22 protein-coding genes and 1 pseudogene are annotated in these 26736 nt (G+C 64.3%); 12 read left to right on the forward strand and 11 right to left on the reverse strand.

The window, feature by feature from the left end; genetic code table 11:
- Nucleotides 1-35 precede the first annotated feature (35 nt).
- The 4 genes and pseudogenes from ACL9RJ_RS06305 (at nt 36) to ACL9RJ_RS06320 (ending at nt 3708) form a co-directional block, all read left to right on the forward strand.
- Nucleotides 36-1286, forward strand: coding sequence for an arabinose transporter (locus tag ACL9RJ_RS06305; RefSeq protein WP_017127166.1), 1251 nt, complete (start codon nt 36-38; stop codon nt 1284-1286).
- A 9-nt stretch (nt 1287-1295) separates the two neighbouring features.
- Entirely contained in the window at nt 1296-1595 is a 300-nt protein-coding gene (locus ACL9RJ_RS06310) for an antibiotic biosynthesis monooxygenase family protein (protein ID WP_422765038.1), read from the forward strand.
- Between the two features lie 318 nt (nt 1596-1913).
- Nucleotides 1914-1982: pseudogene (locus ACL9RJ_RS06315) on the forward strand (LysE family translocator); the annotation flags it as partial.
- A 166-nt stretch (nt 1983-2148) separates the two neighbouring features.
- Nucleotides 2149-3708 carry an LA2681 family HEPN domain-containing protein gene (locus ACL9RJ_RS06320; RefSeq protein ID WP_422765039.1) on the forward strand — a complete coding sequence of 520 codons (1560 nt, stop codon included), beginning with the start codon at nt 2149-2151 and terminating at the stop codon, nt 3706-3708.
- A 204-nt stretch (nt 3709-3912) separates the two neighbouring features.
- Here the strand turns inward: ACL9RJ_RS06320 and ACL9RJ_RS06325 are convergent, their stop codons facing one another.
- The 3 genes from ACL9RJ_RS06325 to ACL9RJ_RS06335 form a co-directional block, all read right to left on the reverse strand.
- A complete protein-coding gene (locus tag ACL9RJ_RS06325) occupies nt 3913-4230 on the reverse strand; it encodes a hypothetical protein (protein WP_177058542.1) in 318 nt (105 codons plus the stop codon).
- 389 nt (nt 4231-4619) lie between these two features.
- On the reverse strand, nt 4620-5195 hold the full coding sequence (locus ACL9RJ_RS06330; RefSeq protein ID WP_422765040.1) for a YceK/YidQ family lipoprotein: 576 nt from the start codon (nt 5193-5195) through the stop codon (nt 4620-4622).
- Between the two features lie 460 nt (nt 5196-5655).
- Complete coding sequence (locus tag ACL9RJ_RS06335) at nt 5656-6477, reverse strand: aldo/keto reductase (protein WP_422765041.1); 822 nt, start codon at nt 6475-6477, stop codon at nt 5656-5658.
- 236 nt (nt 6478-6713) lie between these two features.
- On the opposite strand from ACL9RJ_RS06335, the gene ACL9RJ_RS06340 reads away from it, so the two are divergent.
- On the forward strand, nt 6714-6929 hold the full coding sequence (locus ACL9RJ_RS06340) for a TOBE domain-containing protein (protein ID WP_017124334.1): 216 nt from the start codon (nt 6714-6716) through the stop codon (nt 6927-6929).
- Nucleotides 6926-8005, forward strand: coding sequence for a sigma-54 interaction domain-containing protein (locus ACL9RJ_RS06345; protein ID WP_177055790.1), 1080 nt, complete (start codon nt 6926-6928; stop codon nt 8003-8005). The genes ACL9RJ_RS06340 and ACL9RJ_RS06345 overlap by 4 nt, the downstream gene beginning before the upstream one ends.
- Before the next feature lie 62 nt (nt 8006-8067).
- Here ACL9RJ_RS06345 and ACL9RJ_RS06350 read toward each other — a convergent pair whose 3' ends face one another.
- The 6 genes from ACL9RJ_RS06350 to ACL9RJ_RS06375 form a co-directional block, all read right to left on the reverse strand.
- Entirely contained in the window at nt 8068-9210 is a 1143-nt protein-coding gene (locus ACL9RJ_RS06350; protein WP_422765042.1) for an LLM class flavin-dependent oxidoreductase, read from the reverse strand.
- Nucleotides 9200-10216, reverse strand: a complete 1017-nt coding sequence (locus ACL9RJ_RS06355) for an LLM class flavin-dependent oxidoreductase (protein WP_177064946.1) — start codon at nt 10214-10216, stop codon at nt 9200-9202. The genes ACL9RJ_RS06350 and ACL9RJ_RS06355 overlap by 11 nt, the downstream gene beginning before the upstream one ends.
- 228 nt (nt 10217-10444) lie before the next feature.
- Nucleotides 10445-11440 (reverse strand): LLM class flavin-dependent oxidoreductase, encoded by a 996-nt coding sequence (locus ACL9RJ_RS06360; RefSeq protein WP_422765043.1) that lies wholly within the window; start codon nt 11438-11440, stop codon nt 10445-10447.
- Nucleotides 11437-12456 (reverse strand): LLM class flavin-dependent oxidoreductase, encoded by a 1020-nt coding sequence (locus ACL9RJ_RS06365; RefSeq protein ID WP_422765044.1) that lies wholly within the window; start codon nt 12454-12456, stop codon nt 11437-11439. Before ACL9RJ_RS06365 ends, ACL9RJ_RS06360 begins: the two co-directional genes overlap by 4 nt.
- Complete coding sequence (locus ACL9RJ_RS06370; protein WP_177064952.1) at nt 12453-13781, reverse strand: LLM class flavin-dependent oxidoreductase; 1329 nt, start codon at nt 13779-13781, stop codon at nt 12453-12455. Before ACL9RJ_RS06370 ends, ACL9RJ_RS06365 begins: the two co-directional genes overlap by 4 nt.
- A gap of 65 nt (nt 13782-13846) precedes the next feature.
- Nucleotides 13847-16282, reverse strand: a complete 2436-nt coding sequence (locus tag ACL9RJ_RS06375) for a TonB-dependent receptor plug domain-containing protein (RefSeq protein ID WP_177087760.1) — start codon at nt 16280-16282, stop codon at nt 13847-13849.
- Between the two features lie 450 nt (nt 16283-16732).
- On the opposite strand from ACL9RJ_RS06375, the gene ACL9RJ_RS06380 reads away from it, so the two are divergent.
- Nucleotides 16733-17725, forward strand: coding sequence for a P1 family peptidase (locus ACL9RJ_RS06380; RefSeq protein ID WP_103032723.1), 993 nt, complete (start codon nt 16733-16735; stop codon nt 17723-17725).
- A 63-nt stretch (nt 17726-17788) separates the two neighbouring features.
- Here ACL9RJ_RS06380 and ACL9RJ_RS06385 read toward each other — a convergent pair whose 3' ends face one another.
- Nucleotides 17789-18787 (reverse strand): NAD(P)H-quinone oxidoreductase, encoded by a 999-nt coding sequence (locus ACL9RJ_RS06385; protein ID WP_422765045.1) that lies wholly within the window; start codon nt 18785-18787, stop codon nt 17789-17791.
- Nucleotides 18788-18995: 208 nt separating this feature from the next.
- Between ACL9RJ_RS06385 and ACL9RJ_RS06390 the strand changes: the two genes are divergently transcribed.
- On the forward strand, nt 18996-19871 hold the full coding sequence (locus ACL9RJ_RS06390; protein WP_422765046.1) for a LysR family transcriptional regulator: 876 nt from the start codon (nt 18996-18998) through the stop codon (nt 19869-19871).
- Nucleotides 19872-19910: 39 nt separating this feature from the next.
- On the opposite strand, the gene ACL9RJ_RS06395 is transcribed toward ACL9RJ_RS06390, so the two are convergent.
- A complete protein-coding gene (locus ACL9RJ_RS06395) occupies nt 19911-21275 on the reverse strand; it encodes a tetratricopeptide repeat protein (protein ID WP_422765047.1) in 1365 nt (454 codons plus the stop codon).
- Between the two features lie 368 nt (nt 21276-21643).
- Here ACL9RJ_RS06395 and ACL9RJ_RS06400 point away from each other — a divergent pair, with 368 nt between their 5' ends.
- Genes ACL9RJ_RS06400 through ACL9RJ_RS06415 form a run of 4 tightly spaced genes read left to right on the forward strand, consistent with a single transcriptional unit; the run spans nt 21644 to nt 26728 of the window.
- On the forward strand, nt 21644-23254 hold the full coding sequence (locus tag ACL9RJ_RS06400) for an ABC transporter substrate-binding protein (RefSeq protein ID WP_422765048.1): 1611 nt from the start codon (nt 21644-21646) through the stop codon (nt 23252-23254).
- Entirely contained in the window at nt 23251-24240 is a 990-nt protein-coding gene (locus tag ACL9RJ_RS06405; RefSeq protein ID WP_177087772.1) for an ABC transporter permease, read from the forward strand. The genes ACL9RJ_RS06400 and ACL9RJ_RS06405 overlap by 4 nt, the downstream gene beginning before the upstream one ends.
- Nucleotides 24240-25088, forward strand: a complete 849-nt coding sequence (locus tag ACL9RJ_RS06410) for an ABC transporter permease (RefSeq protein WP_177119155.1) — start codon at nt 24240-24242, stop codon at nt 25086-25088. Before ACL9RJ_RS06405 ends, ACL9RJ_RS06410 begins: the two co-directional genes overlap by 1 nt.
- On the forward strand, nt 25085-26728 hold the full coding sequence (locus tag ACL9RJ_RS06415; RefSeq protein WP_422765049.1) for a dipeptide ABC transporter ATP-binding protein: 1644 nt from the start codon (nt 25085-25087) through the stop codon (nt 26726-26728). The genes ACL9RJ_RS06410 and ACL9RJ_RS06415 overlap by 4 nt, the downstream gene beginning before the upstream one ends.
- The last annotated feature ends 8 nt before the right edge of the window (nt 26729-26736 follow it).

Consider the following 26736-nt stretch of genomic DNA (forward strand, 5'->3'; position numbering starts at 1 on the left):
TGTCGCTGCCACTGAAGAGCTGCCTGGAAAAAACCATGAATCAATCTGTCAAACCCGACTTCGACGGCACGCCGTTGCTTTCATCCGTTTCTGCCGCACCTGCCCAACCGTCGGCATCTGCCACGGCCAATCCCGGTGTTTTCCTGAAGCTACTGCCGATCACCCTCGCCATTTTCATTGGCTTTCTCGTGATCGGCATGCAACTGCCCGTGCTGCCACTGCACCTGCATGACACCCTCGGCATGGGCACGCTGGTGGTGGGATTGGTGGTGGGCTCGCAGTTCGCGGCGGCGCTGTTGTCACGGGCCTGGGCCGGCAATTTTGCTGATGTGCGCGGCGCCAAGCGTGCGGTGATCAGCGGCTTTCTGGTGGCCGCCAGTTCGGGGCTGGTCTACCTGGCATCGCTGGCGTTTGTCGACATGCCCGCGGCCTCGGTCTGGATACTGCTGGCGGGGCGCATGCTGCTGGCGCTGGGCGAGAGCCTGGTGGTCACCGGTGTGCTGGGCTGGGGCATCGGGCTGGTCGGGCCGCAGAACGCGGGCAAGGTAATGTCCTGGGTCGGCATTGCCATGTTCAGTGCCTATGGACTGGGCGCACCGCTCGGTGTAACGGTCAATGCCCAGTGGGGTTTTGCCGGTATTGCCGTGGCGACGATGCTGATTCCGTTGCTGGCGGTCGCCGTGGTCGGTGGTGTGCAGGCCGTTGTCCCTGGCGCGGCCCGACGCACGCCGTTCTACACCGTGCTGGCGGCCGTGTGGAAACCGGGCCTGGGCCTGGCGTTCTCGAGCGTGGGATTTGGCCTGATCACCGCCTTTATCGCCCTGTTGTTCGCTTCCCGCCACTGGGGCAATGCCTCGCTGGCCTTCACGGTGTTCGGTGTGGCCTTTATCGGCGCGCGTATTCCCTTCGGCCACCTGCCGGACAAACTGGGAGGCGCGAGGGTGGCCTTGGTTTGCGTGGCAATCGAGGCGTTGGGGCAAGGGCTGATCTGGACGGCCGATACGGCGCTGGTTGCCTACCTGGGCGTGGCCTTGACCGGCTTTGGCTACTCGCTGGCCTTTCCAGGCTTTGGCGTCGAGGCCGTGCGCCGTGCGCCGCCTCAAGCTCGCAGCCTGGCCATGGGCGCCTATGTGGCATTTCTGGATATTTCCCTGGCCATCACCAGCCCATTGGCGGGCGCGTTGGCGGCCATGGGCGGCATGGCGTCGGTCTACCTGGCCGGTGCCGTGGCGGCGGCCTTGTCATTCTGCGTGGCGTTGAGGCTGCTGGCCGGGAACGCGAAGTGAGGAGGGGTCATGCCGATCGTTGCCGTCAATACCGTGCATATTCGCCTGAACGCCGGGGAGGGCTGTGCCCTGGATATTCTACAGGCCCTGGCCTCGAGGCTGGCTGAGTCGGCGGGCTGCCTGGGCTATGGGCTGACGCCTTGCCCGCAGGATCAGCGCACCTGGATTCTGGCGGGTTATTGGGCCAGTGAGGCGCAAATGAACGCACATTTCTCCAGTGCGCAGATGATCTCGGCCATCAACCGGATGGTCGAGTCGCGGGCTTATTTGGGCTTTGCCTGTTTCTGTTTGCCGGTGGTGGGAGGGTAAAGACCGTGCCGGGTGGATTTGGCGAGAGTCGCCCCGGGGGAGGGGCAACCTATTCAGTAACGGCGCATGGGCTGTGAAGTTTACCCGCCGCCTGAATCTAGGCGATACCACTTCGAAATAGCATATACATCATGAGCATTGCACATGCGCAAGATTAAGAACAAGGAGAGTTAATCATGATAAATGAAAGCACCCATCCTGAAGGAAAAACAACTGGACAAGTACCCAAGGGCGCTCCCGGACCGACGATAGAGGTTCCGAGTGCCGTCTATAAAATCTACACGGCCTTGAATGGGACCAGCCTTGTTGATATGTATCCGGGTGGTGGGCACGACGTTTATTGGTTTTGGGGCGGCGATACTGGCCATGCGTCGGCAGGGTATTTAGGGGCGGCAAGGGGATACAGGCTGCTATCGGCCAAAAGCGGACGGAACTAGTTGCGCTTCAAACCCATCTCCCGTGAAGCTCCAGAGGCAGGAGGGGGTATCATGCAGATTGCGCCTTCCTTTCTGGGGCGTAACCGTATAGGTGGCTCATCGATGGGGAAGGAACTGTGGTAGACGACTCTTTCAATTTTGACGAAGTTTCTGCTCACCTTGATTACCTGATAGGCACCGATCCTGACGAGGCATTGAGGCAAGCGAGAGCGCTAAGTCTTGAAGGGCCAAATCGCCCCAACAAGATGCAGCTGCGCGCTGCTACGTTGGTGAATGCTGGAGTGCAGTGCCAACAGCAAGATGCGATCAATGATGGGCTTGCTCTCTACCGTGAACTCCATAGCCAGTACCCCACAGCGGATATCGTCTTCAACCTAGGCACTGCGATAGTCAGCTCAATTGGCTATGCGCCGGATGGGACCGAGTGGTTGGATCATAAGGAAGGCACTAGGCACGCCCGCTCGGAGGCTAGGGCATGCTTTTGGAGTGTGGCTCAGGATACCAAAGCAAGCGCGTCTGCGCGGACGCAGAGCTGGACGAATCTCGCTAATCAGTTGGCAGATAGCCAACGCTGGAGCGAGTGTCACGATGCCCGACGTGCTGCCATGGCTCTGGATCGGAAAAACGGCGTGGCTGCTCACGCCGCTGCTAGGTACCTGATTTACTGCTACCAAATGGGCCTCTGTTCGGATCTCGCGATACTAGAGGCTGCTGCATACGCCAAGGTGGCACGGGATAACCGGGATCGAATCATAGAATACGCGGGGCTGCAGGCAGCAGATGGCATGCTTAGCTTTCTCAATCGTTTCCAAGAGCCGCCGCCAAGGGCGCCGCATAGCGACCCCTTCATTTCCTGGGTTGAGAAGGAGCGGCTAACTCTCGGCCCGACTGTTGAGCTTGTAGATTCCGAAATGAGCAAGCTTGATTGGTTGCGGTTGCCGGGCATTCTGGAGCGAGAGAATGGAAAAGGAACAACGCCTCCACCGATATTTGCGATGTTCAACCAGATGAAAGGTGACTTCATTCTAGCCCGTGATCTTGCCTGGCGTTCTCGCAATGAGGCCGGGTGGCCTACCTCGGGGTGCTTCGATGACACTTTGGATTACGCCGTATATGGCCCAGCTACGTCTGCATTAATACTTGCTCACCGCACAGCTATAGACCTCCTAGACAAGGTTGCTGCCGCCGCGAATCACTACTTCGACCTAGGTCTGAAACCGCATGAGATCTTTTTCGGGAAGATCTGGCGTCTAAGGCCAAACAAGGAGGGCGAAAAACTACTGACATCTAAAGTCGAAGCCATAGTTCGAGAAGGCGTACATGCTCTTTATGGCCTGGTCGAACTGGCCGATGACTATGAGGCAAGGAGCGGCATTCTGCGTCCCCTTAAAGACCTACGTAATGCCGGCACACATCGCTTTGTGGTCTTGCATGACCTAGGAGATATCACTAAGTGTAGACAGGCTGCCGAAATCGAACATCATGACTTTGATCGATTTACTGCAACGGCCATGAGTGCGCTTCGCGTAGCCAGGTCAGCCATTCAGATGCTTGCGTTGGCTGTCAGTGAGCAAGAAGAACTGTTAATGAAGTCGAAGGAGGGGCTCATCGGTACCCTTGAGGTTTTTGATCATGACTGGATTCGAGGGCGGGATGATGATTTCGAGACTGGATAGTTTTGATGGGATCGATGGAGTTGATCAGTCGCCTGCGTAATTGCATCCATGTGAACACACGTTTACATTCGACGTGACCGGTCACTAGCTTTCGATCTGACCACTCGCACGCATGTCTAATGAGGAAAGTACCCATCCACGACCGGCAGCTAACGACCCATTGCAGCCGGTCAGCATAGGCAGAAACCGGCCAAAAACAGCCCTTCATAGACCGCCGCGTTCGTCCCCTGTAAACGGCATATCCAGCGTCTTTGCGATGTGGGCCAAGATCTTTGTGCACTCGTCAGAAACAATGAGCGGTGGCTCATTAATCATGTAAAGCAGGTGTTCGAACGCTATTCCAGCCTCGTTGTGATCGACATAATCCAGAACGATTTCACCACCATTCTCTAAACCTGCCTGAGCTAATGGATGGTCATCCGGTACTGGGCCGGTTTGTTCGTATGCAATGGACATCAGCGCGCTGATTTCCTTGAGCACCTCTATGAAATCGGCCCTCAAGTCGTTGTTATGGTGATTCATTACAAACATTCCTTCGATTACGGTGACCTGCGGACCACGCGCGCTTGGCCGATTATTGCTCAGGAGCGGGTCCATGCATAAGCGCTTCGGATCACGCTCTGCTCATTTCCTCATACGAAGCATCGACGACCGAGCTGTGCTCACCCCAAACAGTTTCAGCAACGTCCTGGATAATTTCCGCTAGCGTCTCAACATCCACACCCTCGGCTTCGATGCAGGCCATGCGTCCCGCCGACCAATCGATAACCGTGCATTCTGGGTGCTTCTCTAGCAACCCTCTCGTAGGGCCGCTTCAGCCAAAAGCGGCCCGTTGCTGATGCCAGTTTCGGACTGTTAGAACATCCATATTGAAATCCTTATGCCAAGGGGTATGGCCTGTGCCGACGTCCTCAGTCATGACTGTCCGAACTCTCTGGCGTCCATCCCCAACCGCTATAGTGCGGAATGGGCTTCTTGCCGCTGAGCATATCGATGAGCTCCGGCGAGATATCGTCCTTGCTGTTCAGGAACTGAATGCTGCCGTCCTTGTGCTGCCTGTAAATAGTGTACGGCAGCAGGAGGGTATCGGCGATGATCGAGGGGCCGGCATCCAGAAACGGAAAGAGGTGAAGGCTGGTTGGCCTACCACCCCATATGGCCTCGGTAGGGCTACTGAACAACACGCAGATGTCATAGGAGAGACCACTGTAGACCCGAGGCAATTTACGGCAGTCGGTCTTCCACTCGTTCAGCTTTTTACCCGTGACCTCATCTCCCAGGAAGACGGTATTGGTTGTTCCGCAGCCGGTGAGAAGCACAAGTATCATGGCAGCTCCGGCGGCAATCAGGGTACGGAGCCTTCCCAGGAAAGTTGCCACGAATAACACTGGCCAAATGCGCCGTGCGCCACTCACTTCCGAACTGAGTATCGCATCAACGCTGGCGCGCAAACGTGCTTCAGTTTCCACAGGCGGCCGAATCGGCATGAGACTGTCCTTGTCAGAGAAAGTAGGGGGAGGAAGAAAAGCGAGAAGGTGGGCGAGGTGTCCAGAAGAGAGCTTCTATGTGGCCTGTACTGGCACATCAGAGTACGTTTGCTATCACTGGTTCCCAGCCCCATGGCCTGATCACAACCTTTATTTTTTGAGGATGTCCGAACATCCGACCAGGCTCTGCAGTGCGCAGTGGAAGACCATCGACGGCCTGCCGTTTGAGGTCTGGCTGCCACGGCAAGATCCCAGTACGGAGATGGACCTGGTCAGCGCACATCGGGGTGTCGATCTTGATCATGACGTCGAGTTGATCCTCAAGGCTGCGCAGGCCTGTTTCGAAGCCTTGTGGGCTCAGGATCCATCACGCGCATCGCATCGCGATATGGGGGGTGGCGAAAACCACCCTCCATAACCTGAAAGCAGTCCACGCCCAGCCTTTCCGCACGCCCAATCCTCACACCATCGCCAACCGATGCTTGCGCTTGGGCGGGACGAACACCCGGTCGATGGCGTCCAGGTCGTGCTCGTCCAGCTTGAGTTCGGCCGCCGCCGCATTGAGCCGCACATGCTCCAGGTTGACCGCCTTGGGGATCGCCAGCACGCCGTCCTGGCGCAGCACCCAGGCCAGGGCCACTTGCGCCGACGTGGCGTTGTGCCGTTCGGCGATATGCTGGAGGGTCGAACTGTCGAGCAGGGCACCACCCTGGCCGACCGGGCAGTAGGCCATCAGCGGCAGGTTGTGTTGTTGCCACCACGGCAGCAGGTCGAACTCGATACCGCGCTCTTCCAGGTTGTACAGCACCTGGTTGGTGGCGCAGAACGGCGAGGCCAGTTCCTGCAGGTCCTCGACGTCGAAGTTGGATACGCCCCAGCGGCCAATCTTGCCCTGTTCGCGCAGTTGCTCGAAGGCCTCGACGGTTTCTTCCAGCGGGTACTGGCCGCGCCAGTGCAGCAGGTACAGGTCGATATGGTCGGTGCCCAGGCGTCGCAGGCTGCGTTCGCAGGCCAGGGGAATGCCCTTGCGGCTGGCGTTGTGCGGATAGACCTTGCTGACCAGGAACACCTTGTCGCGTTGCCCGGCAATGGCCTGGCTGACGACTTCCTCGGCGCCACCCTCGGCATACATTTCGGCGGTATCGATCAGGCTCATGCCCAGTTCGATCCCGGTTTGCAGGGCACGCACTTCATGGGAGCGCTGTTGCCGGTCCTCGCCCATGCGCCAGGTGCCCTGGCCAATGACGGGAACGGCCACGCCGGCCAGATCGAGCGTTCGCATTGAAGCCTCCTTGGAGTTATCCATGTGGCAGCGGCGGGCCCCCGGGGTTCCGTCGCGCAGTTCTCTGGAATCTGATTCTAGCCATGTCGGCAGCAGGGTGAGGAGGATCGGATTGCTTATTCATTTAAGGAATAAAATGATGATTATTAATTCCTTTTGAAAAATCCGATAAAGGTGCACTTTAGCTCCAGCACTGCACGATGTACGTGCCCCTTTACCAGACAGGAAGCTGCCCCATGACCATCAAAGCGATCAACGTCCGTAACCAGTTCCGTGGCGTCATCAAGGAAATCCTCATCGGTGACGTGGTCTCCGAGATCGATGTGCAAACCGCTTCGGGTATCGTCACTTCCGTCATCACCACGCGCTCGGTCCGCGACCTCGAACTGGCGGTCGGCAGCGAGGTGATCGCCTTCGTCAAATCCACAGAAGTCTCCATCGCCAAACTATGAGTACGAGCCCCGGACATCCCAGTCCGATCCTGACCCTGCCGCAGGGCGAAAAAGATCCGCTGTCGATTCGCGCCAAGGCCCTGGTGTTTGCCGACCCGCGCTCCCGGCAATTGCTCGATTACCTGCAGCGGGTCGGTCCCAGCGAAGCGCCGGTGCTGATCAATGGCGAGACCGGTACCGGCAAGGAGCTGGTGGCGCGTTATATCCATTCCTCCAGCGGTCGCAGCGGCGCCTTCGTGCCGGTGAACTGCGGGGCGATCAGCGAAACCCTCGCCGAGAGCGAGTTCTTCGGGCATGAGGCCGGGGCCTTTTCCGGGGCGGTCGGGCGGCGTGCCGGCTGGTTCGAGGAAGCCGACGGCGGCACGCTGTTTCTCGATGAAATCGGCGACCTGCCGCTACCGTTGCAGGTCAAGCTGCTGCGGGCCCTGCAGGAGCAGGAAATCGTCCGGGTCGGTTCGCGCAAGCCGATCAAGATCAATATCCGCCTGGTGACGGCGACCAACATCGACCTGGAGCAGGCGGTGGAGGCAGGGAATTTTCGCCTGGACCTGTTCTACCGGATCAATGTCGCCCAGGTCCAGGTGCTGCCGTTGCGCGAGCGTCCGCTGGACATCCTGCCGCTGGTGGAACACTTTCGCAAACTCTACAGCCTGCGCCTGAAAATCAGCGAACCGATGCTTTCCGAAGCGGCCACCCAGGCGCTGCTCGACTACCCCTGGCCGGGCAATATCCGCGAGCTGGAAAACGTCGTGCACCTGGCCCTGCTGGTGGCGGGCGACAAGCCGATCCGCCCGGAACACCTGAAGTTCTCCGCCGGGCTCAGCGCTTCGCGGGCAAGCTCCAGTAGCAGCGTGGCGCGGGTTCCCCAGGACGTGATGCGCGAGCAGTTGCTGCGTCTGTTCGAGGTGCCGGGGGAAACCCTGCTGCACGATATCGAGGACCTGATCGTGCGCGAGGCCTTTGCCTTCTGCGGCTTCAACCAGTTACGCACGGCCGAGTTGCTGGGGATCACCCGCAATGCGATGCGTACCTTGCTGGTCAACCATGGGATGCTCAAGGGGCGGGTTAAGTCCTGAGGTTGTTTGGTTGGGGGATAGGGGGGATGGCCGCCTTTGGCGGATCGCCGGCAAGCCGGCTCCTACCGGGGGCGGTGTTGGGTTTTGGGCTGTGCCGCGCCGATCCGGCGCAGTTGCGGCAGCAGTTCGCTGCCCAGGTGAATCGCTTCCTCCAGATGCGGAAAGCCCGACAGGATAAAACTGTCGACCCCCAGTTGGTGATATTCCTCGATCCGCTCGGCCACCTGTTCGTAGCTGCCCACCAGGGCGGTTCCCGCACCGCCCCTGACCAGACCGACACCGGCCCAGAGATTGGCCGAGACTTCCAGTTCCCGGGCCCGCCGCCCGCGTCCCTGGATCAGTTGCGTCTGGCGGGTCTGGCCGACCGACTCATAGGCCGCCATCTGTACCTGGGCGCGCTCGATGGCTTCCTTGGGGATTTCCTCCAGCAGCTTTTCGACATGGGCCCAGGCCGCATCGTCAGTAGCCGCGGCAAAGATGTGCAGGCGCAGGCCGAAGCGCAGGCTGCGGCCCTGCAGCGCCGCCAGTTCGCGCATGCGCTGGATGCGCTCGGCGATCATCGCCGGAGGTTCGCACCACATCAGGTAGGTCTGCGCATGGGCCGCACCGACCTGTTCGGCCGCGGTCGAGGCCCCGCCGAAGTAGATTGCCGGCGCCGAGGCATGGGGGGTGATCGGCGTCGCGCTGCTGCTGCGGTAGTAACGACCGTGGAACGGCAGGCCCTTGCCGGCCCAGACCGCCTGGAACACCTGGAGGAATTCGGCGGTGCGGGCGTAGCGTTCGTCATGCTCTAGAAAGTCCCCCAGCGAGCGCTGTTCGAAACGACTGGAACCGCTGACCACATGCAAGGCCAGGCGGTTTTCGCTGAGCAGTTGCAGGGTCGCGGCACGGTGCGCGGTATAGGCGGGCAGTTCGAGGCCGGGGCGCAAGGTCAGCAGGAACTTCAGCCGACGCACCTCCTGGGCCAGCACCGCGGTGATCAGCCAGGGGTCTTCGAAACCGCTGGCGGTGGGCACCATGATCGAATCGAAGCCGGCCAGTTCGGCGGCGCGGACGATCTGGCGCAGATAGTCCAGGGTCGGGGCCCGTTCGCCGGCCTGCAGCAACCCGCTCTTGGGCAGGCCGCTGCTGGTCAGGTGGCGGCCGTCGCCATTGGTCGGCAGGAACCAGTCGATTTCGAGCGGGGTACGAGGGTCATTGGTCATGCACGGTGCGCTCCTTGCGCAAGCCTTGGGCCGTCAGCAACGGCAGGATCTGTTCACCGAAACGCAGCACCTCGCGGACCGCCGGCTGGCCGTGGACGATCACCTGTTCCAGGCCCAGGCCATGCAACTGTTGCAGGCGGGTGGCGACCTGGTGCGGGGTGCCGACGATAAACAGCGGTTGATCGCTATGGGGCTGCCACAGGTTGGGGTGGATTTCAAAGCGCCGGGCCGGATGCCGATGACGCTTGAGCGGCAGGACCCGGGCGGAGGTTTCATGGGCCTGAAGCGGCACCTGTTCCAGGGAGGCCTCGGCGGCGTCCCAGGCCTCGTCCTCGGTGTCGCGTACGATCAGCCCGAAGCTGCTGGCAAAACCTGGGTGGCCGGCGTTGCCGCGCAGCCGCTCGATGGCCTGTTGCAGCCAGTCCGGCGAGCCGGAGCGCAGCAGGCAGAAGCTGGCATGGCGAGCGATCAGTGCGGCGTCCTGGGAGTCATCCAGGACAATCGGCGGGGCCGGTAGCGGGCGGCGGGCGACCCCGGCGTTTTCCAGCTGGAAGTAGCGTCCGTCATAGTTGAACTCGGCGCTGTCGGGCTGCAGCAGCGGGCCGAGGATATCCAGGTATTCGCCGATCCGCTCGTTGCGCTGGTCGCGGTTGAGCCACTCGCCGAAGGCGCTGCGCAGGCTGCCTTGCTCGCTGTCGGGCAGGTGCAGGCGCACGCGGTGGGCGCTGATCGATTGCAGGCTCTGCAAGGTGGCGGCGAGGGCGGCCGGAAGCATGACTTCCGGTGGCACGCTGACCGTCAGTTGCACCCGCCGGGTATGGGCGCAGAGCGCCGCCGCCACGCCCAGGCTGTCGGCGCAATGGGCGCCGCCGGGAATCCACAGGCCATCGAGCCCGGCGTATTCCGCGGCCTGGGCCAGTTGCATCCATTCGCCGGGGCGCTGGGCCCACCCCGGGGTCTGGCCGGGACCGCAAAGCGGCAACTGCCAGCTGAATTCAAGTGCCATGGGGGGCCTCCGGAGAGGTTCGGGGTGGGTGGCGGTGGTGTGTCAGATACTGCGCGTTGTTGCCGATCGCCGGCAAGCCGGCTCCTACAGGTGAGGTGTTGGATCGGGGGTTAGGGGATGGCCGCAGGATTTGTAGGAGCTGGCTTGCCAGCGATGGGGGCCTTGAGCCCTGCGGTGCCGGTGCGGGCGCTATCGCCGGCAAGCCGGCTCCTACAGGGGGCGTGGCGTTCATGTGGGTTGCCAGCCGAGTGCCGGGGCGATCTCGCGGGCGAGGATCTCCAGGCGGCGGAGAATCTGCTCCTGGGTCGAGCTTTCCGCCTGGACCACGGCGATCACGTAGTCGGCATAGGGCAGCAGCGACGGGTCCTGGCGCAGGCTGGCGATCACTTCGTCTGGATGGCCATGATGCACGTTCATCAACCGCAGGTGTTCTTCCAGGTCGACGGCTTCGTCGATCAGCCCTTCACGCTTGAGCCGCGGGATATGTCGCTCGATATCGACCGCCAGTTCGGCCCGGGCACTGGCGCGGTCGGCGGCGGGGAAGATCGCCCGCACCACGCCGATGCGCGATGGTTTGTCGTCATGCGTCCAGGCTTGCAGATAGGCGTCGGCCAGGGGCTTCTGCACGGTCAGCGGATCATGGGTCGCCGTGCCCAGCAGCAGGCCGTTGCCCTGGCGCGCGGTGTAGGCCGCGCCTTCGAGGCTGCCATGGGAATGCCAGAGTCGGCCTGCCAGGGCAGCGGCCGGCGGCTGCAGGGTCAGGTCGCTGCTGGCATCCACCGGGCCGCCTTCGAGCAGTTGCTGCAACCGTTGCTGATGGTGGGCGAAGTCCTGTTGCCGCTGTCCGGCTTCGCGGCGGAAGGCGGCGAAGTTGTCGAGGTTGGCGCCGCCGCTGCCCAGGCCCAGTTGCAGGCGTGCGCCGCTGAGGCTGTCGAGTACGCTGGCATCTTCGGCCAGGCGTACCGGGTCTTCGAAGGGCAGGACGATGACCCCCGTGCCCAGCTCGATCCGCCGGGTACGCTCGGCCACCGCCGCCAGCAGCACCAGCGGCGAAGGCAGGCGTCCGAAACCGTTGCTCAGGTGGTGCTGGGCAATCCAGCCACCGTCGAAGCCGAGGGCTTCGGCGACCTCGAACTGCTCGATCAGGTCGCGGTAGACCTGCCGTGGATCGTCGCCGAAGGCGTGGCTGAGAAAACCCAGCTTGAAGGGTTTGGCACTGCTCATGGGCGGTGGTTCTCCAGAGGCGCTGGGCGCTCGCTGTGGGGGCGCCAACCCAGGGCGGGGGCGATCTGTTCTCGGATGATTTCCAGCGAACGGATGGCCTCGCGCAGCGGGGTATTGGCGGTTTGGACCTGGACGATCAACTGGTCGTTGGCGCTCAGTCGCGGCCCCTGGGCGAGGCCTTCGATAATTTGCTGCGGCGAGCCATGGAGCACGCCGAGGCGACCGAGCACGCTGTTGAAGTCGTCATCGAGCCCGGCCCGGTAGACGCCGATGCTCTGCTGGCGCCGCACATAGCCGAGGATATCGCTGTGCAGCGCCGAGCCCTCGGCCGCCGCGTCCGCGCCGGGGAATACCGCCTGCACCCGGGCGACCCTGGCCGGAGTGCCGTTGTCGCCGGTCCAGGCGTTTCGGTAACGTTCGACCAGTTCCACGCCGGCTTCGGCCGGCAGGTGCGGATTGGGCGCCATGATCAGCCCGTTGCCGCGGGCGGCGACCAGTTCGACCCGCGAAGTCGCTTCCCACAGACGCCGTCCGAGTCCTTCGGCGCGGGGCAGCAGGCGCAGGCCGTCGTCGTTCAACGGGGTGTTGCCGAGGGCCGAGCGCAGGCGCTGCAGGCGTGTTTCATAGTTGCGGTGCCGTTCAGCGTGGGCGAGGCCGAAGGCGTCGTAGGTCTGCGGGTCGAAGCCGGCGCCAAGGCCCAGTTCCAGGCGCCCGTTGCTCAGCAGGTCGAGTACCGCGGCGTCCTCGGCCAGGCGCAGCGGTTCTTCCTGCGGCAGGACGATAATCCCGGTGCCCAGGGCAATGCGGCGGGTTCGCTGGGCGATGGCGGCCAGCAGGACCAGGGGCGAGGGCAGGCGTCCCTGTTCACTGGCGAAATGATGCTGGGCCACCCAGCCACTGTCGAAACCCAGTTCCTCGGCGACCCGGAACAACTCCAGGGTGTCGCGGTAGACCTGCGGGTCGAAGGTCGGGCGATAGACCCGGCTGAGAAAGCCCAGTGAGAAACCGCCGCTCATGATCGGCTGAACCGGTTGGCCGGGCGAGGCAGCCCGAGGTTTTCGCGCAGGGTACGGCCGGCGTACTCGCGACGGAACAGCCCGCGTTCCTGCAAGAGTGGAATCACCTGATCGACAAACACCTCGATGGCGCCCGGGTAGTACGGAAAGAACACGTTGAAACCGTCGCAGGCCCGGGCCTGGAACCAGGCCTCGAAGCTGTCGGCGATATCGGCGGGCGTGCCGATCACCGGATTACCGCCGGCCAGGTGCAGGTACAGCTGGCGGATGCTGAGGTTTTCCCTGCGGGCCAGTTCCAGCACCTTGTCCCGGCGACTGCCGCGCTGGCCCACCGGGGTATCCGGCAGCGGGCCGTCGAGGTCATGACCGCTCAGGTCGATATCGTCGCCGAGGGTGTCGGCCAGCAGGCGCAGGCCGAGTACCGGGTCGATCAGCGCCTGGAACTCTTCGAACAGCGCCTGGGCCTGTTCGCGGGTCTCGCCGATAAAGGGCGTGACGCCGGGGAGGATCTTGATATGGTCCGGATCGCGGCCGAAATCGGCGGCCCGGGCCTTGATGTCCTGGTAGAACGCCTGGGCGGCGGACAGGTCGTGATGGGACGCGAAGATCAGTTCGGCAACGCGCGCGGCCAGGGTCTTGCCGGCTTCCGAGGCGCCGGCCTGGACCAGCACCGGATGGCCCTGGGGCGGTCGGGCGACGTTCAGCGGGCCGCGTACGCGGAAGTGTTCGCCCCGATGGTTGAGCGTGTGCAGCTTGTCCGGGTCGAAGTACTGGCCGCTGCGCTTGTCGCGGACAAAGGCATCGTCGTCCCAGCTGTCCCACAGGCCCTTGACCACGTCGTGGAATTCCTCGGCGCGCTGGTAGCGGTCGCCGTGGTCGATATGGTTTTCCCGGCCGAAGTTCCAGGCCTCGTCGGAGACCACCGAGGTCACCAGGTTCCACGCCGCGCGACCGCCGGACAGGTGATCGAGGGAAGCGAACTTGCGCGCGATATGGTACGGCTCGTTGTAGCTGGTGGTGGCCGTGGCGATCAGGCCGATATGGGTGGTGACCGCCGCGAGGGCGGACATCAGGGTCAGCGGCTCGAAGTGTTCGGCGCGGGCGGTGCGGCTCAGGGCATCGTGATGATGACCCCATAGCGCGACCACGTCGGCGACGAACAGGGCGTCGAACCTGCCGCGTTCGGCGGTTTGGGCAATCGCCTTGAAGTGGCCGAAGTCCAGGCTGGCATCGGCCTGGGCCAGGGGATGACGCCAGGCGGCGACATGATGACCGCTGTTGGCGAGGAAGGCCCCCAGCTTGAGTTGATCGGTACGGCGGGTCATGGGCAGGCTCCCGGTGAGCGGGGCGGCGCCGGCGACCGGCTGGGTCGATGGCGCCGCCAGGAGGGTCAGAAGTTGTAGGTCACGCCGGTGTACCAGTAGCCGCCGGTGGTGCCGTAGGGCGAGAAGTTGCCGTAGGGGAAGGCCCCCGAACTGCTCGGCAGCTTGGTGCGTTCCGGGTAGATGTTGAACAGGTTGTTGGCCCCGGCGGTGAGGGTGATGGCCTTGTTCAGGTGGTAGTCGATATTGAGGTCGGTGATCCAGGTCGGCGAGAAGGTGCGGTCGTAGATCGCGGCGGTGCCGTACTGGGTATATTCGCCGTAGCGGGTCAGGTTCAGGCCGACGTCGAACTTGTCGATGCTCCAGGTGCCGCCCAGCAGCAGCTTGGACTCAGGCGTGCCGTACTTCAGGTTGCCCTGGCGCTGGCGGTCGTAGCCGCCGTCCGGGCCGAGGGCCTGCTGGGCGACGTCCGAGGCGTGGATCGAGTCGATCTCGGTGGTGTTCCAGTTGAAGCCCAGGCTGTAGCGCAGGCTGCCGTAGGCGCCGAGGTCCTGGCGGTAATCGCCGACCAGGTCGAGGCCGCGGGTGGTGGTGTCCAGGGCGTTGGTGAAGTAGGTCACCGCCTGGTTGGTGTTGAGGCCGGCTGCGGCGAGGATCGCGTTGATTTGCGGGGTGCCGCCGAGGTAGCCGGTCTGGGCGATGCGATCCTTGATCTTGATCTGGTAGGCATCGAGAGTGATGCTGGCGTTGTCGATCGGCTGCAGGGTCAGGCCCAGGCCGAAGTTGGTCGATTTCTCCGGCTTGAGGGTGGAGGCGCCGAGGGCCTTGGCGACATCCGAGTCGACGGCGACGTTGCGGTAGTCGATCAGGTTGCCGTTGACGCTGCTCTGGGAGGTCGAGCTGTAGATCTGCTGGGCCAGCGACGGCGCGCGGAAGCCGGTGCTGAAGCTGCCGCGCACGGCGAGGATCGGCGTCAACTGGTAGCGGGTGGCGAACTTGCCGTTGGTGGTGGTGCCGGAGCCGTCGTTGTAGTGCTCGTAGCGCCCGGCGAGGTCGACATGCCATTTGTCGGTGAGGTCCTGGCCGATCTCGGCGTAGGTGGCGACGCTGGTCCGGCCTTTCTCGGCGGCGTCGGCCGGGGTGGTGCCGGCGCCGGAGATGGTCCCCGGGGCGATCGGGTTGCCGCTGGCCCCGGTGGCGAAGTTGCCGAGGGCATAGGACTCGTAGTCACCCTTGCCGATCTTGTAGTTCTCGTAGCGTTGTTCCAGGCCCCAGGAAATCTGCGTCGGCTTGGCCAGGCCGAAGTCGAAGGCGCGGGTCAGGTCGAGGTTGTTGGTCCACTGGCTGAAGGTCTTGACCCCGGTGTCGACCGACGTCGGCGAGTTCGCCCCGTAGCTCAGGTTATAGGTGTCACGCAGGGTCGCCTGAGCGTGGTCCTGGCCGTAGGTGCTGGACAGGTCGTAGTCCCAGCCGGCGACCTTGCCCTTGCCGCCGAACGCCACCTGAAAGTCGTTTTCGATAAAGCGCAGGGAGTCCTCGATACCTTCCGGGAATGGCGTGGCGATGCCGTCGAAACTGGCCGGCTGGTGGAACGCCAGGGGTTTTTCCGAGTTGCGTCGGGTGTAGGTGGAGAACGAGTACAGGGTCAGGGCGTCATCCACCGGCAGCTCGGCGTTGTAGCCGAAACTGAAGTTGCGCGACTCCGGCAGGCCGGTGCCGTAGTAGGTGTGGCGTTGGCTGGTGTTGCCGGCGCTGTCGGTATAGGGCGCGTCGTCGGAGCGGTCGGAGACGTTCTGTTTCTTCACGTCCAGGGCCAGGTTGATAAAGCCGTCGTTGGGCAGCGACAGGCCGAGGTTGCCGGTCTGCCGGGCGGTCTCGCCGTCGCCGTTCTCGAAGTTCTGGCCGTAGGTGGTGGACAGGCTGCCGCCGTGGTCGGTCTGCTTGAGCACGATGTTCACCACGCCGCCGATGGCGTCGGAACCGTACTGGGCCGAGGCCCCGTCGCGCAGTACTTCGACATGGTCGACCAGGGCGGTCGGGATCATGTCCAGGTCCACCGGCTGCGAGCCGGAGTTGAGGAAGGTGCCGTTGTTCAGCAGGGCGCTGTTATGCCGGCGCTTGCCGTTGACCAGCACCAGCACCTGGTCGCCGTTGAGGCCGCGCAGGCTGATGGGGCGCACCACCGAGGTCGAACCGTAGCCGGAGGACGCCGGCAGGTTGAGTGACGGCAGTACCTTGCTCAGGGCGCGGGTCAGGTCGCCCTGGCCGGTGGCGAGCAACTGCTTGGAGGAAATCACATCCACCGGGGCGGTGCTTTCGGCCAGGGTCCGGGCCTGGCCGCGGTTGCCGATGACCACCACGGTGTCCAGTGGGTTGTCGCTGCCGGCGGTGTCGGCGGCGAGGGCCAGGCTGCTGTAGCTCAGGGCCTCGCAAACCGCGAGGAACAGCAGGCTGTGGGTGAAGGTGGTGCGGGCCTGGCGGCCGGCGGCGCGTGTCGAACTCATGATGTGAATCGCTCCAATGGGATCCCCGGTATGTCCCCGGTCGGGGTCAACCTTGTCGGGTAAGGCGACGGTGTCGTGGCGGGTCGTCGCAAGCGTGGTCAGTGACGGCTTGTTGCCGGACCGGCACGGTGGCCGCGGTCTCAAGCTCTGCTGCAGGCGGTAGAGCAAGGCCTGTGCCATTTATAAAAATCTTTTATAAACAATGACTTGGTTGTGTGTCTGGGCAAAATCTGGTGTTTTTCTAACAACGTCATTCCAGGCTGTTGGTTTTTCTACAGTCGCTTCGGGGCGGGAGACGTGACAGGGGCGGGTGTTGGTTTGTCAGCAGTCGGAGGGCGAGTGTTGATTAAGCAGCAGCCGATGCCGGGTGACACCGAACAAACCGGGGGAGGACGGGCTGGCACATCACTTGCTGAAGGGTTTGCCACTCTCTTTTTCCAGGATGTTCTTATGCCGTTACCGGGGTCCCGCAATTTGTTGACCGATGTACCTGGCGTCCTCGTCGGGCACGCTACCGACCGGCGTGTCGATACGGGCGTGACGGTGATCCGTACCGACGGTGCCTGGACCGCCAGCATCGATATCCGCGGTGGCGGTCCGGGCGGTCGGGAGTCGGCGGCACTGGAACCGGAGAACATGGTCGGGCAGTTGCATGCGCTGGTGTTTGCCGGGGGCTCGGTATTCGGCCTGGGGGCGGCGGATGCGGTGGCGGCGGCCTTGTCCCTGGAGGAAGTGGGCCTGCACCTGAAAGCCGGTGCGCCGGCGATTCCGATTGTTCCCGCTGCCGTCCTGCATGACCTGGCCAATGGCGGTGACAAGCACTGGGGGCTTGAACCGCCTTATCGCCGGCTGGGCTTCGAGGCGTTGGAAAATGCCGCCGAAGACTTTGCCCTGGGCTCGGTGGGGGCCGGTCGCGGCGCCATGGCCGGGGTACTCAAGGGCGGCTTGGGCTCGGCCTCGCTGGCACTCGACGACGGCCTGGTGGTGGCGGCGCTGGTGGTGGCCAATCCCATCGGTTCGGTGTACATGCCGGACGGCCGGACCTTCTGGTCCTGGCCCTGGGAAATCGCTGGCGAATTCGGTGGCGTACGCCCGACGACAGTGATGGACACCAGTGACCCGATGCCCGAACTGTCACGCCTGGACAGCATGGGACGGCTGCAGGCCGGGGCCAATACCACGCTGGTAGCGGTGGCCTGCAATGCCCGGCTGACCACGGCCGAGTGCAAGCGGGTGGCGATCATGGCCCAGGATGGCATTGCCCGGGCGGTGCGTCCGGCGCACCTGCCGTTCGATGGCGATACGGTGTTCGCCCTGGCTTCCGGCGCCTTGCCGTTGGTGGAAGGGCCACGGCGCCAGGTGCAGATCGGCTGCATCGGCGCGGCGGCGGCCGACTGCGTGGCGCGGGCGATTGCGCGGGGAGTGTTCGAAGCCCGGCGTTGACGCGGGTGCGCCGAGCTCGTCGACGGCCGCCGGGGCGTCTGGTGGGACAGAGACGGGGGATGTCTATGCCACCCGCAACACAATCTTCCCGATATGATCGCCACCTTCCATCCGCGCATGGGCCTGGGCGGCGTCGGTGTAGGCGTAGACCTTGTCGATCATCGGCAGGCAACGCCCGGCGCTCAGTATCGGCCACACATGTTCGCGCAATTGGGCAGCGATCTCGGCTTTTTCCTCCCGGGTGCGTGAGCGCAACAAGGAGCCGGTGATAATCGCGCGCTTGGCCATGATGGTCAGCAGGTCGACGTCATTGCCCTTGGCCCCGCCGAGGAAACCCAGCATCACCAGGCGACCTTCCATGGCCAGGGCCTTGAGATTGTTGCCCAGGTACGAGCCGCCCATGATATCGAGGACTACGTTGACGCCTTTGTCGCCGGTCTTTTCGGCTATTACCCGGGCAAAATCCTGCTCGCGGTAATTGATCGGCTCGGCACCCAGGCTGGCGATGGCGGCGCATTTGTCGGGGCTGCCGGCCGTGGCGAAGGCTTCGATGCCGAATTCGCGGCAGAGCATCAGTGCGGTGGTCCCGATACCGCTGGTGCCGCCGTGAATCAGCGCGCGCTGGCCTTTATGCACGCCGCCCAGGCCGAACAGGTTGGCCCAGACGGTGAAGAAGGTTTCCGGGATGGCGGCGGCCTGAATCCAGTCCATGCCTTCGGGAATCGGCAATGCCTGGCTGGCGGGCACCGTGCAGAACTGCGCATAACCGCCGCCATTGGTCAGGGCACAGACTCTATCGCCGATGGCGTACTCGCTGACGCCATCACCCAGCGCAGCCACTTCGCCGGCCACTTCCAGCCCCGGAATCGGGCTCATGCCGGGTTTCATCGGATACTTGCCGGCGCGCTGCAGGGCGTCCGGGCGATTGACCCCGGCGGCATGCACGCGAATCAGGATCTCGCCGGGGCCCGCCACCGGCACGTCGGCCCGGCGCGGTTGCAGGACTTCAGGGCCACCGGGGGTGGTGATTTCAATCAGGGTCATTTCCTGGGGCAGGGTCATGATCGGTACCTTATGCAGTGGGGCAGCAATGTTGGGCAACTGAAGCGGGACGGCGGTTCAACAAAGGTGTCGGCGCTGGCGGCACGATGATCGCGCCGCCGGCAATCCCGGGTGTTTTCTAGCGGCGTCCAGCATATCGAGGATTGGTGATGCAATAATGCAGCGATTGCACGGCACTCAGATGCATATATGCATCAGGGGGGGGATGATGAACTGGGATGATGCGCGAATGTTTCTGGCGGTGTGCCGCGAATCGACGCTGCGTGGCGCGGCTCGGGTGCTGGGGGTCGACCAGGCCACCGTGGGGCGGCGGATCAACGCCCTGGAAAAGGCCCTGGATGCGACTTTGTTCCTGCGCACCTCCGATGGCTACGCCTTGACCGCTCTCGGCGAGGCGGCCCTGCATTCGGTGGAAAAAATGGAACGCTCGGCCCAGGACCTGCAGCGCCAGATCCAGGGGCAGGATGATCGCCTGTCCGGCATCGTGCGGGTCAGCACCACCGACTCGCTGGCCATCGACTTCCTGATCCCGGCCATCGCCGGCCTGCACGAAAAACACCCGGATGTACGCGTGCAACTGGACGCTTCCACCCAGTTCCTCAGCCTGGCCAGGCGCGAAACCGATATCGCCGTGCGCAACGCCCGCCCGGACAGTCCCGACCTGATCGCCCGACGCATTGCCCGCTGGCCGGTGGGGCTGTTCGCCTCCCAGGCCTATATAGACCGTCACGGCATCCCGGAACCCGGCGGCCTGTTCGAAGGACATGACCTGGTGCTGTATCAGCCCTACCTGCAAAACCAGAAGGACATGACCCTGGCATCCGAACCCCTGGGGCGCGGGCGCATAGTGACGACCCTGAGTTCCAGCCTGCTGGTGCGCCGCTCCATCGCCGCCGGTATCGGCATCGGCGAAGTCCCGGTGTACATCGGCGAAAAACATGGCCTGGTGCGCCTCTGGCCGCAGCGCACGCGGCCCTTGCCCTACGACGTGTGGCTGGTGACCCACGCCGATCTGCGCCACACCGCGCGGGTACGGGTGGTGATCGATGAAATCGTCGCGGGGTTTGCCGGTACCGGCGAGTAGTTCGATCGTTCCCGCGTGGTGGGACGATCGGCACCTGCGTCAGCCCGGCACGACCTGGTTGATCCGCGCCCTGGCCCGCTCGGCTTCCGAAGGCAGGCCGAGCGCGCTATACACCCGCTCCAGATGTCGGTTGACCGGCACATCCAGCGCATCATGGCCACGGCGCAGTTCCAGGGTCTGCTGTGCCACCAGCCAATCCTTCGAACGCAGCCGCGCATCGAGCTCGATCTGGGCGAACAGGTCGCGCTGGGCATGGCTGCCGCCGATATCGTTGAGCCGTGGCAACACCCCGCTCAGGCGCTCTACCGCCGTTTCCCAGTCGCCACGGGCATGGGCCAGCAGGCCTTCGGCCAGGGGCAGGGTGACCTGGGCCCAGGTGGTCCGGCTGAAGGCCGGGGCAGTCAGGCCGCGCTCGCGCAGGGCCTCCAGCAACTGCTCCGCCTGCGGCTGTCCGGCCCGTGCCAGGCCGTACAGATACTGGACGCTGAGGAACGGTTGCACCGTATCGCCGGTTCGCGCTTGCAGGTAGGGCACCAGTGCCTGCCAGCGTTGCCCGACGTCGACCCCGGCCAGCTCCAGGCGGGCCAGCAGCGATACCGCGCCGACCTGGTCCTGGGAGTACTCCGGCAGGATGCCCCAGACGTGGCGGTCATAGATCTCCAGCACCCGCTGCTCCTGTCCGCGTGCCAGGTAGAACAGCGCCAGGTGCCACCAGTTATGGGTGTACATGAAGGAGTTGAGGCCTTCCCAGTGGTCTTTCACGCTTTCCAGGAAATCGATGCCTTCCTCGATCCGGCCGTGGGTCAGCAGGACGTGGGCCAGGGCGTGCTGGGCCCAGGGCTCGTCGGCTTGCAGGTGCAGCGCCTGGCGCGCGGCGGCTTCGGCCTGGTCCAGCAAGTGGCATTGTTCATAGGCGAAGGCCAGCAGGCCGTGGCTGTGGGCGATCTCCGGCGCGGCGTCACGGGCCTTGAGGGCGATGCGCAGCAACGCCGGCCAGTTGCCGCGATTGAACTCCACGTATTGGTTGAGCTTGGCGGCGAACAGGTCCCGGGGGAAACGGTCGAGCAACTGTTCGCTGAGGCCCAGTACGCGGCCCAGGTCATCGCCGATCCAGGCATTGAGGATCGCCAGGTACAGGTTTGCCCGCAGGTGGTTCGAGCCCACGGCGTCGGCCCGCAGGCGATAGCGCTCGGCGAGGACGGGGCCTTCGGGGGATTCGCTGAACATCAGCAGGATGCCCGCGAGGGCATTCGCCAGCCGCGAGTCCGGATCGGCATCGGCCGCCGCGAGAATGTCCTCGGCGCGGGGGTGGTAGGCGAGAAAGCCGGAGATGAACGCGTCGATGCCGCGTCGGGTCGAGGGGAGACTGCTGTCGATGGGGTTGCCCAGGTAATCCAGTGACATAGGGTGAGGCTCGGTAGTTCGAAGACAGCGGGTATCGCAAGGGTTGTGCCAGGGCATGCAGGCTCCCGTGATCGTTCCCACGCTCTGCGTGGAAACGCCTCTCTGGACGCTCTGCGTCCGCCCTGATGACGCGCAGCAGGCCTTTGCCGCGCGGGGCAACGATCAGTCGCGGTTGCAGGCTGCTGCTTTTTCCACACCGGCAAACGCGGGTTGTGGTTTTTTCATCAGGCCGCCTGCCGCGCAATGTCCCGCCAGCGCCGCCGGACAGGGCCGCGAAAGCACTGGCACAGGCCTTGCTAAACCGCTTCAAAGGGCAGGTCTCGCGGTTGGCGGGCCTGCACCTGCCGAACCTTTTTGCGGAGCGCGCCATGCCTGATCTCACCCCGACCCCTTCGTCCCACGCCCGGCCCCTGCGCCGGGTGCTGCTCGGCCTCGCCGCCGGCGCGCTGATCCTGGCCGGTAGCGTACAGGCACAACCACGGGATGGCGGGGTACTGAATCTGGTGGCCCAGCCGGAACCGCCATCGCTGATGCACGGCGTGGTCTCCCATGTCTCGACCCAGTACGTCAGTGGCAAGATCCTCCAGGGCCTGCTGACCTACGACACCCAGCTCCAGCCCAAGCCGGTACTGGCCAAGAGCTGGACCATGACTCCCGATGGCCTGACCTACACCTTCGACCTGCAGGAGGGTGTGCGCTGGCACGACGGCCAGCCTTTCACCGCGGCCGACGTGGTGTTCAGCTTCCAGACCTTCTACCCGGAGGTGGACAAGCGCCTCGGCGGCGTCTTCACCGAGTATGTGGCGTCCATCGACGCCAGCGGTCCGTTGCAGGTGACCTTCCACCTGAAGAAACCTTTCGCGCCGTTGCTGTCCTCCCTGGGCAGCGGCCTGCGCCCGGTAGTGCCGAAACACCTGTACGAGGGCACCGACTTTCGCAACAACCCCTATAACCTCAAGCCTGTCGGCACCGGTCCCTTTGTCTTTCAGGAGTGGAAGCGCGGCGCCTATATCAAGCTGGGCAAGAACCCCGACTACTGGAAAAAAGGCCTGCCGCACCTCGACGGCATTGTCTTTCACGTGATTCCCGATGCTTCCTCGCGGGCCGCGGCCTTCGAGCGTGGCGACGTCCAGGTCCTGCGCAGCGGCGACGCCGATTACTCCGATCTCAAGCGCCTGGGCGGCCTGCCCGGCGTGCAGTCCTCGGAGCAGGGCTGGGAGCTGTACTCGGGCCTGGCCTTCCTGCAGATCAACACCCGCAAGCCACCGCTGAACAACCCCAAGGTCCGCCAGGCGATCCTCTATGCGCTGAACCGGCAGTTTGTCGTCGACAACATTTTCTTCGGCTCGGGCAAGGTCGCCCAGGGGCCGTTCGTCTCCAACTCGCCGTATCACGACCCGCAACTGCCGCAGTACGGCTATGACGTGAAGAAGGCCAAGGCGCTGATCGCCGAGTCCGGCGTCGATGTCGGCGCGGTGCGTATCCGCCTGCTCAACGGCGAGAAAGGCGGTGCCTGGGAGCGCCTGGCCGAATACACCAAGCAGTCCCTGCAACCCCTGGGCTTCAAGGTGCAGGTGGTGACCTCGGATGCCGCGACCTGGTTCCAGCGGGTCAGCGACTGGGATTTCGACCTGACCTACAACTTCATCTTCCAGATCGGCGATCCCTACCTGACCACCGCCTATCTCTATCGCTCGGACTACATCCTCAAGACTTCGCCGTTCGCCAATGTCAGCGGCTACAGCAGCCCGGAGGCGGACGCCCTGTGGAACAAGGTGGCCGACACCCCGGAAGGCGAGCAGCGTCGCCAGGTCTACAGCCAGCTGGAAAACCGCCTGAACAGCGACCTGCCCATCGCGCCGATCTTCGAGATGCGCTATCCGACGCTCTACCACAGCCAGGTGAAGAATCTGCTGCAGACGGCCACCAGCCTCAACGAAGACGATGAAGGCGTCTACCTCGACGCCCCGGCACCATGAGCGGGTTGATCTTCCTCGGCGGTCGGGTGCTGCGGGCACTGTCGATGGTGCTCGGGGTGCTGGTCCTGAGTTTCCTGCTGGTGCGCCTGGCTCCCGGTGACCCGGCGTTGCTGATGGCCGGCGAGGCGGGGGTCGATGACGGGCACTACATCGAGCAGTTGCGCCAGCAGATGGGCCTGGATAAGCCCGTGGTCCAGCAACTGCTGATCTATCTCGGGCAGGTGGCGCGGCTGGACCTGGGCTACTCCTACCGCAACCAGACCTCGGTCTGGTCGCTGATCGCCGAGCGCCTGCCGGCGACGCTGGCGCTGATGGGCTCGGCGTTCCTGCTGTCGTCGCTGCTGGGAATCGCCCTCGGCGTACTGGCCGCCCGTAGCCGCGAGCAGCGGCGCTGGCTCGACCAACTGATCTCCCAGGGCGCGCTGTTGCTGTTTGCGATCCCATCGTTCTGGCTGGCGATGCTGTTGATCCTGCTGTTTTCGGTCAGCCTCGACTGGCTGCCGGCCTTTGGCATGGAAACCGTCGCCGCGGATTTCCACGGCGGTGCCTGGTGGGCCGACCGCGCGCGGCACCTGGTGTTGCCGTGCCTGTCCCTGAGCTTTCTGTTCCTGGCGCTGTATATCCACCTGACCCGCGCCGCGACGCTGGAGGCGCTGGGCCAGGAGTACGTGCGCACCGCTCGGGCGAAAGGCTTGCGACCGCGACGGATTCTCTGGGCGCATGTGCTGCGCAATGCACTGCTGCCGGTGGTGACCTTTGCCGGCCTGCAACTGGGCCAACTGGCCAGCGGGATCCTGCTGGTGGAAGTGGTCTATTCCTGGCCGGGTATCGGCCGCCTGATGTACGAGGCGCTGGCGCAACGGGACTACGGGGTATTGATGGGTGGTTTCCTGGTGATTTCGATCATGGTGGTGAGTTTCAACCTGCTGACCGATCTGGCGTGCCGCTGGCTCGATCCACGTATCGGCGCCGGAGGGCAGCACTGATGAGCCGATATCCTTTCCTGCGCCGTTTCCTGGCACAGCCTTCGGCGGTGGCCGGCGTCCTGTTCCTGCTGATCCTCGCTGCGCTGGCTGCGGCCGCGCCGTGGCTGACCGACAGTTCGCCCTGGGACATGAACAGTGCGCCGATGCTGGCACCGTTCCAGGACCGCGCGCACTGGCTGGGCAGCGACATGCTCGGGCGCGACCTGGGCAGCGGCCTGCTGTACGGGGCGCGGGTATCCCTGGCGGTGGCCGCGCTGGCGAGCCTGGCGACATTGCTGGTCGGCGCCCTGGTCGGGGCCGTGGCCGGTTACTTCGGCGGCTGGCTCGACGGTGTGCTGATGCGTGTCGCCGAGTTTTTCCAGATCATCCCGCAGCTGGTGCTGGCGGTGATCCTCGTGGCGATTCTCGAACCGTCCCTAGGCTCGATCGTCCTGGCCATTGCCCTGGTGGCCTGGCCGGCGGTGGCGCGGCTGGTGCGCAGCGAATTCCTCAGCCTGCGCCAGCGCGAGTTCGTGCAGGCGGCGCGGGTGCTCGGGCAGTCGTCGGCGGCGATCATCTTCCGGCAGATCCTGCCCAATGCCCTGGCGCCGTTGCTGGTGACCCTGACCTTTGTCATGGCCAGCGCGATCCTTACCGAAGCGGCCCTGGCTTTTCTCGGTCTCGGCGACCCCGAGGCAATGAGCTGGGGCTACATGATCAATGCCTCCCGCGGCCTGTTGCGCGATGCCTGGTGGATGAGCCTGTGGCCCGGCCTGGCGATCCTGTTCTGCGTGCTCGCGGTCAACCGTGTCGGCGAAGGCCTGCGGGTGGCGTTCGAGCCGGCCCGGCAACAGGGAGCGGCGGCATGAGCCAAGACATCCATCCCTTGCTGAGCGTCGAGCACCTGCGCATTGCCCTGCCTCGCGGCGCGGATCGCAGTCATGCGCTGTATGACCTGTCGTTGCAACTCGAACGCGGTGAACTGCTCTGTGTGGTGGGCGAGTCGGGGTCCGGCAAGTCGATGCTGGCCAAGGCGTTGCTGCGCCTGCTGCCGGCGTCCCTGCGGGTTGAAGCGGGGCATATCCGCTGGCGCGGCGAGGACCTTGCCGGGCGTGGCGAAGAGGCCATGCGCGAGTTGCGTGGCCGGGAGATCAGCATGGTCTTCCAGGAACCCATGAGTGCCCTGAACCCGTTGCTGAGCGTGGGCCGGCAGATCGACGAAACCCTGCAGGCCCATGGCGTCGCCGCGGCCGCGACACGCCGTCAGCGGGTGATCGAGTTGCTGGGTTATGTCGGCCTGCCGGACCCGGAACGCCTGCGCCACGCCTATCCCTTCGAACTGTCCGGCGGTCAGCGCCAGCGGGTGGTGATCGCCATGGCACTGGCCTTTGATCCGGCCTTGTTGATCGCCGACGAACCGACCTCGGCCCTGGATGTCACCACGCAAGCGCAGATCCTTGAACTGCTGCGCAGGATCCAGCGCGACAAGGGCATGGCGGTACTGTTTATCACCCACGACTTTGCCGTGGTACAGGCCATCGCCGACCGGGTGCTGGTGCTGGAAAAAGGTCATCTGGTGGAGCAGGGCACCGCCCGGCAGGTCCTGCAGGCGCCGCGCCAGGACTATACCCGGCGCCTGCTGGCAGCGGCATCGGCCAGTCCGCTGGCACCGCGCCCGGCCATCGTCGATGCGCCGCTGGTGCTGGCGGCGCGACAACTGGAGAAGTCCTTCAGCGGTCGCCATGGCTGGTGGCGCCGTCGCACCCAACAGGCACTGGCCGGGCTCGATCTGCATCTGCGCGAAGGCGAGACCCTGGGGATTGTCGGCGAGTCCGGTTCCGGCAAGTCGACCCTCGGACGCTGCCTGGTGCGCCTGCTGCAGCCCGATGGCGGGCACCTGCAATGGCAGGGAAAGGACGTGGCCGATCTGTCCCAGCGGCACCTGCGCCCGTTGCGCGGGGATATCCAGATGATCTTCCAGGACCCGTTCGCCTCGCTCAATCCGCGCCAGACCATAGGCCGGATCATCATGACCGGGCCGCTGGCGCAAGGCGTCTCGGTGGCCGAGTCGGCCCGACGGGCCCGTGAAATGCTGGAACTGGCAGGGCTGCCGGCGACGGCCTTCGAGCGGTATCCCCATGAGTTTTCCGGTGGGCAACGACAGCGGATCGGCATCGCCCGGGCGCTGGCGGTACGCCCGAAGATCCTCATCGCCGATGAATGCGTCTCGGCACTGGATGCGCTGATCCAGGTGCAGATCCTCGAACTGCTGGAGGACCTGCAACGGCGCCTGCGCCTGAGCATGGTGTTTATCACCCATGACCTGCGGGTGGCGGCGCGCCTGTGCGATCGCATCGCGGTGATGCAGGGCGGGCGGATCGTCGAACAGGGCGAGACCACCCGGCTGTTCGCCGAGCCGCAACACCCCTATACCCGGACCCTGCTGGGCGCCTCGCCGGTTGTGGCGCCGGCGGCGAATGCCGAGCCGAGCCGCGAGGGTGCCTGGTGAGCGGCGAT

The organism is Pseudomonas sp. Mn2068 (assembly GCF_049319725.1).
GTDB classification, from domain to species: domain Bacteria; phylum Pseudomonadota; class Gammaproteobacteria; order Pseudomonadales; family Pseudomonadaceae; genus Aquipseudomonas; species Aquipseudomonas gingeri.